Here is a 15,358-nt window from a genome sequence, read left to right as displayed (position 1 = left end):
TCCGAAGACCTCAGGTGTACGAGGTGCGCAGGTCGCTGATGAGCGAACGGGTCACCTCGGTCAGCGAGCCGCTTTCCTTGTACACGTTCTGCAGCCTTTGGTAGGGCACGCCTCGGTCGACGATCGAGGTGATGGAGTTCAGCTCATTCGCACAGCCCAGGCGTTCGGCCGCCGGGGTCAGGCGCTCGACCTCGTCGGCCAGGCACTCGGTGACCAGGCGTTCATCGGCCTCGGCGTTCTCGATGATGATGGCGTCCATACCGTATCGGGCGGCACGCCACTTGTTCTCGTCGTGGAACCAGTCCGGCATCCTCGGCAGTGACTCGCCGGCGTCGAGGCGGGCGGAGAAGTCATCGACGAGGCACTGGATGAGGGCCGTGATCGCCGTGATCTCTTCGAGAGTGGGCAGCCCGTCGCAGACTCTGACTTCGACGGTTCCCCAGTGCGGTGCCGGGCGAATGTCCCAGCGGATCTCGTTGATGGTGTCGATGATGCCGGTGGTGAGCATGTCGCTCACGTACTTCTCATAGTCCGACCACTGTTCGAACTGGAATGGCAGCCCCGCTGTCGGTAGCTGCTGGAACATCATCGCCCGGTTCGAGGCGTAACCGGTGTCGGTCCCGCCCCAGAAGGGTGACGATGCGCTCAGAGCCTGCAGGTGGGGGACATAGGCGAGGAGGGCGTTGACGATCGGCAGCACCTTGTCGCGGGAGTCGATGCCGACATGGACGTGCACGCCGAAGATGAGCATGTTCCGGCCCCACCACTGGGTGCGGTCGACGAGCTCGAGGTAGCGGTCCTTGGCACGGACCTCCTGGGACTGCCACTGTGCGAACGGGTGCGTCCCGGCAGACATGAGTTCGATTCCACGGTCCTCGGTGAGCCTGCGCAGGGCACCCATCGACGTGGCCAGATCCTCGGCGATTCCGGACACCTGTTCATGGACTCCGGTGACGAGTTCGATCGTGTTCGTGAGCATCTCGCCCACGATCTGATTCTCGAATTCGGGTGCACGTTCGCCGACATCGGCAAGGAGAACCTCGGCGGCGGGAGTCAGATCGAGGCTGTGCCCGTCCAACAATGCCAGTTCCCATTCGACTCCGAGCGTGGAGCGGCGTGAGCGTGCGAAATCGACCATGGATCGATCATAGTATTCCGCGGTCGATTCTCCGGTCTTCGCCCGATTAATGGGCGTCACATTCAGGCAGCTCGCTCGGCCTCGTCGGGCACTCGCGCACCGGAGCGCGAGTCGAAGAGGTGAAGGCGTGAGAGGTCCGGAACGACGTTGACCGTGTCACCTCTGGACACGCGTGTGCGTCCGTTGACCCTGGCCACGATCGGGATGTCCCCGGTGGCCGTCGACGCTCGACCGTGCACGTAGGCATCGGCGCCGAGTTCCTCGACCAGGTCCACACTGACTTCCAGGCCGCCGGTCGATTCGACTCGGAAGTCCTCGGGACGAACTCCTACCGTGATTTGAGCGCCGCTCAGCTCCGAACGTTGGGCGCTGCTGAGCCGGAACTCGGACTCACCGATGCGCAGCGCTCCATCCTGGAGGGGCAGATCGATGAGGTTCATGGCAGGAGAGCCCATGAAACCGGCTACGAAGAGATTGACGGGTCGGTCGTAGAGGGCCCGCGGAGTATCCACCTGCTGCAGCTTCCCGTCAGCGAGCACCGCAACACGATCACCCATCGTCATCGCCTCGACCTGGTCGTGAGTGACGTAGACCGTGGTGACGCCGAGGCGGCGCGTGAGTGAGGCTATCTGTGCACGCGTCTGCACCCGCAGCTTGGCATCGAGGTTGGACAACGGCTCGTCCATGAGGAAGACCTGAGGGGAGCGAACGATGGCCCGTCCCATGGCCACACGCTGCCGTTGCCCGCCGGAGAGTGCCTTCGGCTTCCGGTCGAGGTAGGGTTCGAGGTCGAGCAGCGCCGCGGCCTCACGCACCCGTTCCCTGCGGTCGGCCTTCGCCACTCCGGCGATCTTGAGTGCGAAGGCCATGTTCTCACCGACGCTCATGTGTGGGTAGAGCGCATAGTTCTGAAACACCATTGCGATGTCTCGCTCGCGCGGCGAGACCCCGGTGACATCGTTCTCGCCGATCCTGATGTGTCCGGCGTCGACGGGTTCGAGGCCGGCGAGCATCCGCAGAGTCGTGGATTTCCCGCAGCCGGAGGGGCCGACGAGGACGAGGAACTCGCCATCGGCGATGTCGAGGCTGATCTCGTTGACTGACGGAGTGAGCGCTTCTGGGTACTGGCGCATTGCCTTGTCGAAAGTGACTGTTGCCATGGTGAATCTCAACCTTTCACGGGTGCACGGGCACCCGACGATCCGCGGTGATCATTGTCTGAGTTCTCGGGGGCGGGACTGGTGCTGTCGGTGACATTGGGGTCGGGAGTGAGGCTGGTGTGTGCGAATGAGCGATACTGCCTGCGGACCTGTGATGGTCGCGGATGCAGAGTCGCGACGAGTTCGACCTGCCACCTCGGCGAGGAACCGGTCAGTGTCCACGCCGCCTGCCGGGCAGCCCCGATGGCCACGTATTCGGCCTGTTCGGGCACGTCGATGGGGACGGTGAAGATGTCTCTGGCCACTTCCCGGACTGCGGGATTGCGGGCCGCTCCGCCGATGAGGAGCAGTCGTTCGGCGGTGACGCCTTGCCGCAGCACCGCGTCGAGACCGTCCGCCAGCCCGCACAGCATGCCTTCGACGAAGGCGCGAGCGACGTTTTCCGGGGAGGAGTTCGCCAAGGTCATGCCCTCCAACCGGGCCGTCGCATCCGGAAGATTGGGGGTGCGCTCGCCCTCGAAATAGGGGACGAGGGTGAGGCCGTTCGCCCCCGGTTCCGAGGCAAGGGCAAGAGCGGCCACATCGGAATGGCTGGCCCGCAGCAGCGCTGCTGCGGAGTCGAGGACGCGGGCGGCGTTGAGGGTGGCGACGAGCGGAAGCCGCCCACCATCGGCCGAGGCGAATCCCGCGACCATTCCGGACGGATCGTTGATCTCCAACCTGGTCGGGCTGAAGACCGTGCCCGAGGTGCCGATCGAGATGACGACATCGCCCGGGGCAGCTCCGAGGCCCAGTGCAGCAGCCGCATTGTCCCCGGCACCAGGACCGACGAGGATGCCCTCGGGGGTGCGGCCGGCACTGTCGTGGGGGCGCAGAACTCGGGGGAGCAGAACAGCCTCGTCGCGGGGACTGACCGCAGTGGGTCCGGTGCCCCCGTGCGTTCGGGAACCAGCTGCTTCCCGTGCTGTGGTGCCGAACGCTGTGCGGAAGAGCTCGAAGTCGTAGTCTCCGGTGACCGCGGAGAAGTACGCGGTGCCGCTGGCGTCGGAGGCGTCCGTGACGAGCGCCTCCAGGTCTGGTCCCCGTGGGGCCTCTGAGCTGCTGGGCCCATAGCCCAGCAGTCGCCAGGTCAGCCAGTCATGGGGCAGTGCCACGGCAGCCACTTGGGAGGCGTTGTCCGGTTCGTGGTCGCGCAGCCACCGCAGTTTGGCCCCGGTGAAGGACGCGACGGGAACGACGCCGGTCCGGTCGACGAACTCATCGGCACCGACTTCTGCGATGAGTGTCCGTGCTGCCCTGTCACTGCGCAGGTCGTTCCACAGCAGAGCGTCGCGGATGACCTCTCCGCCTCTGTCGAGGGCGATGAGTCCATGCTGCTGTCCGCTGATGCTGACGGCGGCGACATCGGCGAACCCGCCTGCATCGCCGATTGCCTGACGCAGTGCCGACCACCAATATTCGGGGTTGACCTCTGTGCCGGCGGGGTGCGGGGCCGATCCGGTGCGCAGGACTTCGCCCGTGCTGGGATCGACGATGACGACCTTGCAGCTCTGCGTCGAAGAATCAACACCGGCCGCCAGCCTGCGATCGGCCGTCATCGGGAATCCTCTGTCGGTGAGTCCGCCAGCACTTTCGTCGGCGAGCTGCCGAGGATCTCCTGGGCCAGCGCCTCGTCGACGATGGCGACATCGAGGATTCCGGCGGCGCAGGCTGCACGAACAGCCTCGGCGCGCTGTGCTCCACGAGCCACCCCAACGGTTGTCGTCGCATTTCGCAGCTGGTCGAGGGTGACGGCGATGACGCGGTCATCGATGGTGTCGACCTCGGTCCCGGCGGCGTCGAAGAGGCGACCGGAGGCTTCGGCCACCGCGCCGTCGGCCAGCCCTGCCGCTCGCTGTTGGGGACTGCACTTCTCCCACACCGAGGACTGTCCCTCGGCCCATGCGGCGACCGAAATCACGGCGAGGTCGAGATCGTCGGCCGCTGAGAGCGTACTGGAGATTTCGGGCAGGGCACCCAGATCTGCAGCGGTGTCCGCCTCGGTGACCAGCAGAGGAGCCGGCAATCGGACCATGGTCACGGCGGCGTCCTGTCCCAGGCGTGCGAAGATTCCGGCGCTGGGACGATGCGAGCCGAGTTGGAGCGCACCGGCGAGCTGAACGACCGTGCACCGGGGGAGCGCAGGGGCGAATTCTGCTGCGGCATCGAGTGTGCGTGACCAGGCCAGACCGATGCGCATTCCCGGACGGGCGCGCCGATCGACGTAGGCCAGTGCTGCCCGACCCATTCGCTGAGCAGCGTCGACCTCATGCTCGGCCTCGTGCCCGGCCTCGTACCCGAATGCGACGATGACCGCTGACTCCAGGCCGAGGGCCGCTGCGAACCGCTCGGCAGCACCGTCGCCTTCGGCGGCATCGGCTTCGATGGAGATCGTGACGACTCCGCTGTCCACGGCTTCCTGAAGCAGTCGGGCGACTTGGAACCGGCTGAGTCCGTGCGCTTTTCCGAGCTCCACTTTCGAGGCGCCCTGGACATAGTGCTCTCTGGCCAGCTGAGCCAGGAACCGGCGGTGTCTGGCGGTGGGTGCTGTGCTCATGGCTCTCCCTTCGGAATCGACGGCGAGAATCTGGCCGCTCATTTGTGATCTATTGCACATCTGATTAAATCATGACACAGTATTGCACATGTGAGCACCGATGCTCATATGATTTTCGTCAAGCACACCCGAGGGCGGGCAGCAATCCCGCGACGATGAGGGAAGGCAATCACGATGAAGCAGAAGATCACGGGCCGGGCTGTCACAGCGGCGGCCATCGGAGTGGTCGGAGCACTCACACTCGCAGGGTGTGGCGGCGCCGGGGGCAGTTCGAGCGGCGGAGGCAACGAAGAAGTCAACGTTCTCATGGTCAACAATCCGCAGATGCAGGACCTGCAGAAGCTCACCGCGGATCATTTCACGAAAGACACCGGAATCACGGTCAACTACACGGTGCTGCCGGAGAACGAGGTTCGCGCCAAGATCGGCCAGGAGTTCTCAGCACAGGCCGGCAACTATGACGTGGCCTCGATGTCGAACTACGAAGTGCCGACATACGCCGAGAACGGGTGGCTGACCTCGATGGATGATGGGGTGGTCGATGCCGAGGGGTTCAATCAGGACGACATCCTCGAGCCGATGGCCGAATCGATGACCTATCAGGACCAGATCTATGGAGAGCCGTTCTATGGAGAGGGGTCCTTCCTGATGTATCGGAAGGACATCTTCGAGAAGGCGGGCGTGACGATGCCGGACAAGCCGACCTGGGACGAAGTCGCCGATCTGGCTGAGAAGGTCGACGGCGCCGAAAAGGGAACCAAGGGAATCTGTCTGCGCGGCCTGCCCGGATGGGGCGAGATGTTCGCGCCGCTGACCACCGTGGTCAATACCTTCGGCGGTACCTGGTTCGACGAGAACTGGGACGCTCAGGTTGATTCCACGGAATTCAAGGAGGCGACGAACTTCTACGTCGATCTCATCAAGGACCACGGCGAATCAGGGGCACCGCAGGCCGGCTACACCGAGTGCCTGACCAACCTGCAGCAGGGCAACGTCGCGATGTGGTACGACTCGACGGCGGCAACCGGAACCCTCGAAGCCGATGACTCGCCGGTCAAAGACAAGATCGGCTATGTCGCAGCACCGGTGAAGGAAACGAAGTCGAGCTCGTGGCTCTACACCTGGGCCTGGGGCATCCAGGCAGCGGGCAAGAACCAAGACGCTGCCAAGCAGTTCGTCGCGTGGGCCTCGTCGCAGGACTATGAGGAGACCGTGGCTGAGGAGCTGGGCTGGCAGCACGTGCCCGCAGGCAAGCGCGCCTCGACCTATGAGAACCCGGACTATCAGAAGGCCGCGGCGCCGTTCTACGAACAGACCGAGGACGCCATCGAATCGGCCGATCCGAAGAATCCCGGTGTGCAGCCTCGCCCGACTCTCGGCGTGCAGTTCGTGACCATTCCCGAATTCGCTGACCTGGCGACGGGCATCTCCGAGGACATCAGTTCGGCGATTGCCGGTCGCACCACGGTGGACAAGGCATTGGAGCAGGGGCAGAAGGAAGCAGAGAAGGTCGGAGACAAGTACAAGGAGTGAATGAGGCGGCTCGGGCGGGGGCATCAGCGACTCCGCCCGAGCACCCGCACGCCCCACCGCCATCCATCACCGGAGGTCGTCCATTGTCAGCACCTGCCCAAGACCGCCGAACTCAGGCGGCGCCCACATCGGCTGCAGCCGCGGCACCGAGCGCTCGAAAACGGTGGTCCCTGCGGGCCCCGATGCTGCCGGCGCTGATCTTCGTCATCCTCGTCACGCAGATTCCGTTCGCGATCACGATCGTCATCTCGTTCATGAAATGGAACGCCGCCTATCCCGATGACATCAGCTTCGGCACACTGCGCAACTACATCACCGTCTTCACGGATGCGGACCTGCTGCGTGCAGTGTTCGTGACCGTCGGACTCACCGTCTCGGTCGTCCTGGTCTCGGCAGTGCTGGGTCTGGCCATCGCGCTTCTCCTCGACCGTAAGTTCATCGGACGCGGATTCGTGCGCACGCTGATGATCACGCCGTTCCTGATCGTGCCCGTGGCTGCGGCTCTGCTGTTCAAGCATGCGATCTTCAACCCCTCCTACGGACTGGTCAATGGGCTGCTGACCGCGGTCTTCGGCGAGAGTGCACCGCAACCGGACCTCATGAGCTCATATCCGCTGCTGGGAATCGGCATCGTGCTCGTCTGGCAATGGACCCCGTTCATGATGCTCATCATGCTGGCAGGTCTGCAGTCGCGTCCCATGGACGTCTACGAGGCAGCCCTGGTCGACGGCGCGGGACCGGGACAGACATTCCGATTCATCACCTTGCCGCACCTGCGCCGCTACATCGAACTCGCGGCTCTGCTCGGCACGATCTACATCGTGCAGAACTTCGACACCGTCTTCACAATGACCTCCGGCGGACTCGGAACCGCGAACCTGCCGTATGTCATCTACCAGGAGTTCTTCGTGGCCCAAGACTACGGAGTCGCCTCCGCGGTCGGCGTGATCGTCGTCATCGCCTCGCTCATCATCGCGACCTTCGCACTGCGCACCGCATCCACTCTGCTCAAGGAGGAGAACTCATGAGCACCTCAGACATCACGGAGTCCGCAGGCGCCACCGACCCCGCACGCTCCACCGACTCAGCAGCAGCCGCCACTGACCCGGCAGGGGCCGCCGACCCTGGAGGCACCGCTCGGTCCCGACAGAAGGTGAGTGCGTCGCGACGTCCGGGACAGCGCAGAATCGGCAAGGTCCTGCTCGGCCTCCTTGCCTGGCTCATCGGACTCCTCTTCGTGTCCCCGTTGCTGTGGATGCTGTTGACCAGCCTGCATGCGGAGACCGACGCGTCGACGAACCCTCCCAGCTTCTTTGCGCCGTTGACGCTGGAGTCCTACTCCAACTTCTTCGGCGGAAGCAGCGGCGTGAGCCCCTGGCCCTACCTCATCAACTCGGCGGTCGCGGCAATCGTGTCCACTCTCATCGTGCTGGTCCTGTCGACCATGGCTGCGTACTCCCTGGCCATTCGCCGGATCAAACGTTGGTCAGACGTTCTGTTCTTCCTGCTCTCGACCAAGATGCTGCCGATGGTCGCCGGACTGCTGCCCGTCTACCTGGTCGCGCAGATGTTCGGCATCCTCGACACCTGGCTGCTGCTCATCATCATCTACTCGGCGATGAACATGCCCATCGCCGTGTGGATGATGCGATCCTTCCTCGCCGAGGTGCCGGTTGAGGTGCTCGAGGCCGCTGAGCTCGACGGTGCCCGGCTTCCCCGTGTCTTCATGAAGATACTGCTGCCCCTGACCGCGCCCGGTCTGGCAGCCACGGCGCTCATCTGCTTCATCTTCTCGTGGAACGAACTGCTCTTCGCCAATGTGCTGACCTCAACAGCGGCATCGACGGCACCGGTGTTCCTCACCAGTTTCGTCACGTCCCAGGGACTGTTCCTGTCCCAGGTGTGCGCGGCCTCGCTGATCATCTCGGTGCCGGTGCTCGTCGCCGGCATCGCCGCCCAGGACAAACTCGTCCAGGGCCTGTCGATGGGCGCGGTGAAATGATGACGGATTCCACGGATTCTGCGCACGAAGGCCGGGACATGCTGGCACTGCACGGATCGAACCTCGACCGGATTGCGGCCCGCGGAGTCAGCGTCCCTGACTACGACCGGAGCGCCGTGACTCCCGGCATCGTGCACTTCGGCGTCGGCGGGTTCCACCGCGCCCATATGGCCATGGTCCTCGATGACCTCATGGCAGCCGGACGAGCCGGAGGCTGGGGGATCGTGGGAGCCGGTGTGCTGCCCCACGATGTGCGGATGCGCGACGCTCTGGCGGCACAGGATCACCTCTACTCGCTGACGCTCAAGCACCCCGACGGAACCCGCGAACGACGGGTGATCGGGTCGATCATCGACTACCGCTACGGACCCGATGACCCGCAGGGACTCCTCGACCTCCTCGGCGATCCGAGCATCCGCATCGTCTCGCTCACCGTCACCGAGGGCGGATACAACGTCAACCCGGTGACCGGGGAGTTCATCTCCGAGGAGCCGCTGATCGCAGCCGATGTGGCCGCCCTGGCCGCGGGGGAGCTGCCGAGCACGGTCTTCGGCTATGTGATCGAGGCTCTGCGACGACGCCGAGACGCAGGAGTGCTCCCATTCACGGTGCAGTCGTGTGACAACATCTCGGAGAACGGCCATGTGGCGAAGAGGATGTTCGGCGCCTTCGCCCGTTTCGTCGACCCCGAACTCGCCGACTGGATCGACGCCCACGTCGCGTTCCCGAACGCCATGGTCGATCGGATCACCCCGGCCACCACCGATGAGGACCGGGCCGACTTGGGCGAGGACACCGGACTGCAGGATGCCTGGCCCGTGGTCGCCGAACCCTTCTTCCAATGGGTGCTCGAAGACACATTCACCTCGGGCCGTCCCCCGTACGAGCTGGCAGGAGTGCAGGTCGTCGAGGACGTCAGGCCCTACGAACACATGAAGCTGCGCCTGCTCAACTCCGGGCATCAGGGGCTGGCCTACTTCGGCCTCCTCGCCGGCTGCACCTACGCTCATGAAGCCATGGAGAATCCCGATATCGCGATCTACCTGCGCAGATACATGGATGAGGAAGGCACACCCAGTCTTGAGCCTTTGCCGGGCATCGATCTCGACGGGTACAAGGACTCACTCATCGAACGCTTCAGCAATCCCGAGATCCGCGATACCTTGGCCCGCCTCGGCGCCGAATCCTCTGATCGAATCCCGAAATGGCTGGTCCCCGTCATCGTCGACAATCTCAGCTCTGGTGCACCGGTCGAGGTCTCGGCAGCGATCTGCGCGTCCTGGGCCCGCTACGCCGAAGGCAGAGATGAGCAGGGGGCGGCGTTGCGCATCGTCGACCGTTATGCGAACGAACTGCAGCAGGTCGCGCAGGCACAGGCCGCGGATCCCTTGGCCTTCGTTCGGCAGGAGCAGTTCTTCGGGCCCATCGCCGATGACCCCCGTTTCACGTCGGCCTACCTCGCAGCTCTTGAGTCGCTGCACGCACGAGGAGCGAAGGAGACAGTTCGACGACTCGCCGCCCACGAGGAACTGTGAATCCATCAACCGCCGGTTCAGCTTCGACGTTTAGCATGGGGCTATGCGACCCAGACTCGGCATCATCGCTGTCACCGTCGTGCTCGCCCTGACCGGCTGCTCAGGCGGATCGAGTGACCCGAAACCGGAGACGAGTGGGGGAGACGGTGCCTCACGATCGGCGCAGAAGGCCGAACCCGAAGGAGCCGCTGCTCCCGGCCCAGCGGATATCGGCCCCGATGACTTCGCCGATCAGGCGGAGACGATCGTCGACTCGTTCTCCGACGATGAGCTCGCCGGGTCTCTCATCATCGGCACCTGGTCGGGCACCGACGCCCAGACCGGGGCGGATCTGGTGGAGAACAACCACCTCGGCGGGGTCATCGTCATGGCCGACAACCTGCCCGAGGAACCGACTCCTGACCAGGTCAAAGGCGTCACCGATGCGATCAAGGGGGCCCGTTCCACGGGGCAGCCGGTGTCGATCGGCGTCGATCAAGAGGGTGGGCCCGTATCGCGACTGAGCACCGGAGCACTGCCGTTCCCACCGCTCATGGCGCTCGGGGCCGCCCAAGACCCTGAACTGACGCAGACCGCGACGCAGGTCCAGGCCCAGAACCTCACCGATCTGGGTTTCACCATCGATTTCGCCCCAACGGCCGATGTCACCACTGGGGAGAAGGACGTGGCCATCAACGTGCGCTCGGCCGGTGATGATCACAAGGACGTCGCCGAGGTGGTCGCTCAGGCTGCGACGGGCTACCACCTCGGCGGTGTCGCCAGTTCTGCGAAGCATTTCCCCGGCCACGGCCGGCTTCACTCCGATTCGCATGAGAGCCTGCCGGTGTCGAAGAAGAGCATCAAGGACCTCGAGGACACGGACCTGCTGCCGTTCAAATCCGCTGTCAGGGTCGGCATTCCGATGGTGATGATGGGCCACATCGGCCTGCCGGATGCGAAGACGACACCGGCGACGCTGAACAAGCGGGCCTACTCCGCATTGCGGGACACGCTCGACTTCGACGGTGTCATCGTCACCGACGCCCTCAATATGAAGGCCGTCGACCAGAACCAGGGTGGGGGAGAGACGGTCAGGGCGCTGTCTGCCGGTGCCGATATCGCACTCATGCCCCCGGATTCCGCCGCCGCACAGCGGGCAGTGGTCAAGGCCATGAAGAACGGTGACCTGAAGAAGGACGCTCTGCAGAAGAAGGCGGAGCGTGTGGTGGCGATGCAGTTGGCGACGGCTGAGACCCAGAAGACGATCGCCGGTGGCGGGGCAGCCAGTGCCGAGGATCCGCGGGATGTCCTCACCGATGTGGCGGAGAAGTCTCTGACGGTCCTCAAAGGTGAGTGCGCGTTCGAAGGCACCGACGCGATCTCGATCGTCGGCGGCAGTGAGAAGGAGAAGTCGGCGCTCGCCGATGCGGCGAAGGATGCGGGTCTTGCTGTCGGTTCCGAGGGTACGAGGGTGAGCCTGAGTCCGAACACCTCCGCCGAGGTGGCTGTGGGCACTGCCGCACCGTGGACGATGCGCGATACTTCGGCGAACACGGCAGTCACCGCCTACGACAGCAACCCGAACGCGCTGGGGGCCGTTGCGAAATGGCTCAAGGGCGATCTCACCGCAACCGGCACACTGCCGGTCGACTATGACGGCAGTGACAAGGCTCCCGACTGCGGGTGATGCGTGAGGATCGTGGCCGCAGTGTCCGAGGGGACCGAGGGGGCCTGGGGCATGCAGAAACCCCTCGTCCGGCTGGGGACCATCAAGCCGGACGAGGGGTTCGGGTGAATGCCTGGATCAGAGAACGCGGATGAAGGTGACGTTGCCCATCCAGCTGTAGCTGCGCTTCGAGGTGCCTGAACCTGGGGAACCGGCATCGTACATCTGTCCGCCGCCGGCGTAGATGCCGACGTGGCCTGGGTGCCAGATGAGGTCACCGGGCTTGGCCTCCGACTGGGAGACAACCTGTCCGGCTGCTTTCTGGGCACCGGAGCTGCGAGGAAGGTTCACGCCCACCTTGCTGTAGACCCATGAGGTGTATCCGGAGCAGTCCCAGCCGCTCTGCGAGGTTCCACCGTAGACATATGGAGTGCCGACACCCTTAGCGGCCCAGCCGAGCACCTGCTCTGCCTTGGAGCCGTCGATCGAGCCGGCATCATCTGAACCGGAGTCTTTGCTCTCGCTCTTGTCCTTGTCGCCGGAATCCGAGGAACCGGTGTTTGCGGACTCGGAGGAATCCTCAGTCTCGTCCTCGGCGGGCTCAGGGCTCGGAGCAGTCTCTTCGGCGGTCTCGACGGGCTCTGGCTCGGGCTTCGGCTTCGGTTTGGGAGCGGCCTCAGCAGTGACTTTCTCGACCTCTGCGCCGAATGACGCGCCTTGCTTCTTGTCTTTGTCCTTGGAAGACGAGCCTTCGCCTGCGTTGACGGTCGCCGTCTGGTTCTCGTATTCGACCTGTGGCTGGGCTTCTGACTCGGCGGAGACTGCAGCTTTGTCGTCTGTTCCCTGTCCCGCTGCCGGAAGAACGGCTGCGGTGAGCAGACCGCCGCTGGCAGCAACAACTGCTGCGCGACGCCCGAAGACGGCGGAGTTGGCACTCATGATGTCGGTCAGTTCGGTCAATGGGGTCTTGACCTTGGCTTCTGCGGCGCGGCGGCCATGCTGCTTAATTGCCACGTTTTCCTCTCGTCACCTATTGGAGAAGTCCCAACCGCCACTTTCGGTCCTTAAGAATTTCACATCGAGCGTGGCGTGCGGCTCTCGGTGTGAAGTCGTCACTTTCGTTGACGACTCCCACAACTGTAACCAATCGGTGACCTAATGTCACGTTTCTGTTATAAAGACCGTGATGATCTTAAAAATTCTGTAACATGCCAGGTCAGAAGCTTATTCGTCGCGGGATTCTCTGTAACATTTGGCTGTTGCGCAGCGCGGCTCAGAAGTGAAACAGCACACTTCTGGGCGCATTCGCCGGTTCTATGTAACGAATCGGCGTATGTAACGACCCCGTGGGGGTGAATTCTCGCTCGAGCTTGACGAGGCCAGCGGCCGGCGGTTCGGCGAGCCGGGGCCCGGGCTGCGCGTTTTCGCTTGCAGCTGCGTGGTTGCGCTTGCAGCCGCGAGCGCTGAGTGATCAGGCGCCGGTTGCGACGGGGCGAGCGGGGTCAGCGGACCAGCCTGACCAGCTGGCGGGGTAGAGGCTTGTCTCAATGCCGAGGGTGGCCAGCGCGAGAGCATTGTGGCAGGCGCTAACGCCTGAACCGCAATAGACGCCGACGGGCTGATCGAGGGCGCCGAGGGCAGAGAAGCGCTGGCGCAGGGATTCCTCGTCGAGGAATCTGCCGTCGTCGGTGTTCTCGCTGGCCGGGGCGCTCGTGGCGCCGGGAATGTGGCCGGCCTGGGAGTCGAGCGGTTCGGTCTCTCCGCGGAAGCGCTCACCGGCGCGAGCGTCGAGCAGGACTCCTGTCCACTTCGACGCAGCATCGGCGTCGATGACGGGCATCGAATCGGGGGAGATGGTCACGGTGCTCGGCTCCACAGAGGCGCTGGCTCCGGTGGTCAATTCTCCGCCGGCAGCGACGAATGCGCTCAGACCACCGTCGAGGACGCGTGCCTTCATGCCCGCCCATTGGAGCAGCCACCATGCCCGGGCAGCGCCCTGTCCCGAGTTGTCGTCATAGACGACGACATCGGTGAGTTGGTCGATGCCCCAGGCCCGGACCTGTTCCTGGAATGCGTCGGCAGACGGTAGGGGGTGGCGTCCCGCAGTGGGGTCGGTCTCGGAGTGTGCGGCGAGTTCCGCATCGAGGTCGACGTAGATCGCTCCGGGGATGTGCCCGGCGGCGAAATCGTCGCGGCCATCGGGCTTCTGCAGTGTCCAGCGGACGTCGAGCAGCCTCGGCGTGGATCCGTCGTCGGCGAGGCGATCCAGGAGCTCGTCGGCGGTGATGAGAACGTCGGAGCGGTTCATGGGGATTCTCCTAGTGAGATGGGGCGAAAGGCGTTGGGTGGGAAATGGCAAGCGGTCAGCGGGATCGAATCAGCAGGATCGATTCAGCGGGATCGATTCAGCAGGGCTGGGTCAAGAGGACGACATGGCGGTCGCCCAGGCGGGTGAACACCAATGTCGCTTTGTCTCCGGACGGCAGTTTGAGCTGACGCCTGACCTGGTCAGGAACGATATCAGCTCCGCGCTTCTTGATCACGACCGAGCCGATGCCGCGGCTGATGAGGGCCTTGCGCAGGCTCGGGATCTTCGCCGGAAGGACATCGGTGACCTCGTAGGCGCTGACCCCGGCCGAGGCGGGCCCACTGGGGGCGACATCCGTGGTCAGATAGGCGATCTTCGGGTGGACGCGGCGAGCCTGCAACGGTCCGCACAAGGCGGTGACGAGTCCTGCGCGAACGATCGCTCCATCGGGTTCGAGGAGGTACTGACCGAGTTTACCGACGCCGTCCTCATCGTCGGCTGGCAGGTCGTCTTCGTGGACGAGGAGTGTGCGCTCACCCATGACGAGGGCGCTGCGTCCGGGGCGCTGCCGTGCGGCACCGAAGTAGAGGCAGACCTCGACGACCTCGCCGAGGTGGGAGACCCACTGTGCCTCGGCCTCATCGGGAATGAGGCTGTGGTCGAGTGCTGGCCCGAGCTTGACTCCGGCGGCCTTCGCCGCGATCGCCTTGTCGATGACCCAGGACAGGGAGGGGGAGAATTCCTCGGGATCGACGATGCGTGCGGTCGATCCGCGCTTGGTGCCCTTCCCGACGGTGCGGCGGGCCGGGTCGAACCACAGTGCGTCGAAATCGGCGGTGTCGACGTCTTCAGCCCGAGCGTGCTCGACGCCGGCATCGGCCAGATGGCGGAGGTTGAAGCTGGCGATGGCAGCGGTGACCTCGTCCGCGTCGACGGCGGTGACCTGGGCACCCATCCCGGCGAAGGCGAAGGAGTCGGCGCCGATCCCACAGCCCAGATCAGCGATCGTGGGGGCGGAGGCCGTGGACGCGGCATCTGCCGAATCATCAGTGTCGTTGTCACCACCGGTGTCTTCGCCCTCGCCGAGGAGGCGGCGGGCGTGGTGCGCGGCCACCGGCAGTCGTGTGGCTTGGGCCAGACCGTCGCGAGTGAACAGCATGTCCTGGGCGAAGGGGCCGAGTTTCTTCACAGCGTCCTTGCGCAGCTGAGCTTGAGTCAGCAGGGCCGCGGTCACCTCGGCGGAATAGCCTTCCTTGCGCAGCGCCGAGGAGCGGGCAAGCTCGTCCGCAGGCAGGTCCTCGATCCGGTCGAGCCGGTCGAGGACGGAGACGTCGAGGAGTTCGGTGAGTGTCTGCGGATCCATACCTTTCACCCTATCGTCCCGGCGTCAGCCGTCTGATTCGGTCAGCCGTCTGATTCGGTCAGCCGTCTGATTCGGTCA

The 15,358-nt window shown here is 64.5% G+C and carries 12 protein-coding genes; 5 read left to right on the top strand and 7 right to left on the bottom strand.

Going from position 1 to position 15,358, the window contains the following annotated elements:
* Nucleotides 1-10 precede the first annotated feature (10 nt).
* The 4 genes from L0G76_RS02490 to L0G76_RS02475 form a co-directional block, all read right to left on the bottom strand.
* The gene (locus tag L0G76_RS02490; RefSeq protein WP_304355800.1) at nt 11-1,138 is read right to left on the bottom strand and encodes a glutamate--cysteine ligase; all 1,128 of its coding nucleotides are present in this window, start codon (nt 1,136-1,138) and stop codon (nt 11-13) included.
* 62 nt (nt 1,139-1,200) lie between these two features.
* A complete protein-coding gene (locus tag L0G76_RS02485; protein ID WP_304355799.1) occupies nt 1,201-2,298 on the bottom strand; it encodes an ABC transporter ATP-binding protein in 1,098 nt (365 codons plus the stop codon).
* Nucleotides 2,299-2,306: 8 nt separating this feature from the next.
* Nucleotides 2,307-3,896 (bottom strand): xylulokinase, encoded by a 1,590-nt coding sequence (locus L0G76_RS02480; protein WP_304355798.1) that lies wholly within the window; start codon nt 3,894-3,896, stop codon nt 2,307-2,309.
* Nucleotides 3,893-4,894, bottom strand: coding sequence for a sugar-binding transcriptional regulator (locus L0G76_RS02475; protein WP_304355797.1), 1,002 nt, complete (start codon nt 4,892-4,894; stop codon nt 3,893-3,895). Before L0G76_RS02475 ends, L0G76_RS02480 begins: the two co-directional genes overlap by 4 nt.
* Before the next feature lie 174 nt (nt 4,895-5,068).
* Here L0G76_RS02475 and L0G76_RS02470 point away from each other — a divergent pair, with 174 nt between their 5' ends.
* The 5 genes from L0G76_RS02470 (at nt 5,069) to L0G76_RS02450 (ending at nt 11,630) form a co-directional block, all read left to right on the top strand.
* Nucleotides 5,069-6,427: an ABC transporter substrate-binding protein gene (locus tag L0G76_RS02470; protein ID WP_304355796.1), complete on the top strand. Its 1,359-nt coding sequence runs from the start codon at nt 5,069-5,071 to the stop codon at nt 6,425-6,427.
* 83 nt (nt 6,428-6,510) lie between these two features.
* Nucleotides 6,511-7,455 carry a carbohydrate ABC transporter permease gene (locus tag L0G76_RS02465; RefSeq protein ID WP_487246979.1) on the top strand — a complete coding sequence of 315 codons (945 nt, stop codon included), beginning with the start codon at nt 6,511-6,513 and terminating at the stop codon, nt 7,453-7,455.
* Nucleotides 7,452-8,429 (top strand): carbohydrate ABC transporter permease, encoded by a 978-nt coding sequence (locus tag L0G76_RS02460; RefSeq protein ID WP_304355795.1) that lies wholly within the window; start codon nt 7,452-7,454, stop codon nt 8,427-8,429. Before L0G76_RS02465 ends, L0G76_RS02460 begins: the two co-directional genes overlap by 4 nt.
* Before the next feature lie 38 nt (nt 8,430-8,467).
* Nucleotides 8,468-9,964, top strand: a complete 1,497-nt coding sequence (locus L0G76_RS02455) for a mannitol dehydrogenase family protein (RefSeq protein ID WP_304355823.1) — start codon at nt 8,468-8,470, stop codon at nt 9,962-9,964.
* A 43-nt stretch (nt 9,965-10,007) separates the two neighbouring features.
* Nucleotides 10,008-11,630 (top strand): glycoside hydrolase family 3 protein, encoded by a 1,623-nt coding sequence (locus L0G76_RS02450; RefSeq protein ID WP_304355794.1) that lies wholly within the window; start codon nt 10,008-10,010, stop codon nt 11,628-11,630.
* A 117-nt stretch (nt 11,631-11,747) separates the two neighbouring features.
* Here the strand turns inward: L0G76_RS02450 and L0G76_RS02445 are convergent, their stop codons facing one another.
* From L0G76_RS02445 to L0G76_RS02435, 3 genes are all read right to left on the bottom strand, one after another.
* Nucleotides 11,748-12,623 carry a C40 family peptidase gene (locus tag L0G76_RS02445; protein WP_304355793.1) on the bottom strand — a complete coding sequence of 292 codons (876 nt, stop codon included), beginning with the start codon at nt 12,621-12,623 and terminating at the stop codon, nt 11,748-11,750.
* A gap of 457 nt (nt 12,624-13,080) precedes the next feature.
* Entirely contained in the window at nt 13,081-13,917 is an 837-nt protein-coding gene (locus L0G76_RS02440) for a sulfurtransferase (protein ID WP_304355792.1), read from the bottom strand.
* Between the two features lie 97 nt (nt 13,918-14,014).
* A complete protein-coding gene (locus L0G76_RS02435) occupies nt 14,015-15,280 on the bottom strand; it encodes a class I SAM-dependent methyltransferase (protein WP_304355791.1) in 1,266 nt (421 codons plus the stop codon).
* Nucleotides 15,281-15,358 lie beyond the last annotated feature (78 nt).

Source organism: Brevibacterium picturae, from assembly GCF_030453725.1.
In the GTDB taxonomy this organism is placed as follows: domain Bacteria; phylum Actinomycetota; class Actinomycetes; order Actinomycetales; family Brevibacteriaceae; genus Brevibacterium; species Brevibacterium sandarakinum_A.
Note: the sequence above shows the minus strand (reverse complement) of the source record. Positions and strands in the feature narration are given on the sequence as shown.

Excerpts from the sequence above, each read along its gene's own strand:
- L0G76_RS02470 (WP_304355796.1), top strand. The coding sequence starts at position 5,069 with ATGAAGCAGAAGATCACGGGCCGGGCTGTCACAGCGGCGGCCATCGGA.
- L0G76_RS02455 (WP_304355823.1), top strand. The coding sequence starts at position 8,468 with ATGCTGGCACTGCACGGATCGAACCTCGACCGGATTGCGGCCCGCGGA.
- L0G76_RS02460 (WP_304355795.1), top strand. The coding sequence starts at position 7,452 with ATGAGCACCTCAGACATCACGGAGTCCGCAGGCGCCACCGACCCCGCA.
- L0G76_RS02475 (WP_304355797.1), bottom strand. The coding sequence starts at position 4,894 with ATGAGCACAGCACCCACCGCCAGACACCGCCGGTTCCTGGCTCAGCTG.
- L0G76_RS02435 (WP_304355791.1), bottom strand. The coding sequence starts at position 15,280 with ATGGATCCGCAGACACTCACCGAACTCCTCGACGTCTCCGTCCTCGAC.
- L0G76_RS02480 (WP_304355798.1), bottom strand. The coding sequence starts at position 3,896 with ATGACGGCCGATCGCAGGCTGGCGGCCGGTGTTGATTCTTCGACGCAG.
- L0G76_RS02440 (WP_304355792.1), bottom strand. The coding sequence starts at position 13,917 with ATGAACCGCTCCGACGTTCTCATCACCGCCGACGAGCTCCTGGATCGC.
- L0G76_RS02490 (WP_304355800.1), bottom strand. The coding sequence starts at position 1,138 with ATGGTCGATTTCGCACGCTCACGCCGCTCCACGCTCGGAGTCGAATGG.
- L0G76_RS02450 (WP_304355794.1), top strand. The coding sequence starts at position 10,008 with ATGCGACCCAGACTCGGCATCATCGCTGTCACCGTCGTGCTCGCCCTG.
- L0G76_RS02485 (WP_304355799.1), bottom strand. The coding sequence starts at position 2,298 with ATGGCAACAGTCACTTTCGACAAGGCAATGCGCCAGTACCCAGAAGCG.